Consider the following 512-nt stretch of genomic DNA (forward strand, 5'->3'; position numbering starts at 1 on the left):
CCTTTGCGCCTGAAACAGATTCCTCAATATACCCATTCAGATCACCAAGATTTTTCTGCTGTTCTTTAAACAGCTTTCCCGTTCGGTTGGTGATCCATTTCAGGCTCGCTGCCATCACCGGAATAATGGTCAGCGTAATCAATGTAAGGAGCGGGCTCATGTACAGCATCACCGCAATCGTCCCAACAAAGGTGATCACGCTTGACAAAATTTGAATGACTGACGTGTTTAAGGTAGAACTGACATTTTCGATGTCATTCGTCACCCGGCTCATCAGCTCGCCGTGCCGCTGTTTATCAAAAAATGGAATCGGCAGCTCATGCAGATGGGTGAACAATTCGCTTCTCATTCTGAAAACCGTGCCCTGCGAGATCGTAATTATCCAATAGTTTTGAAACCAAAGCGACAGGGACTGAATGATATAGATAGCGAGCAGAAGAAGCAAAACAGGAATCAAGCCGCTGACCGTTTTCCCGACGATAAAATGGTCGATGGCCTTTCCGATCACAAAG

General features: G+C 46.1%; 1 protein-coding gene. It reads right to left on the reverse strand.

All coding sequences use genetic code 11. The features are described 5' to 3' along the window. A partial coding sequence (locus tag ACWHAR_RS32260) for an ABC transporter transmembrane domain-containing protein (protein ID WP_452089074.1) occupies positions 1–512 on the reverse strand: 512 nt, incomplete at both ends.

Source organism: Bacillus sp. LR--39, assembly GCF_053613335.1.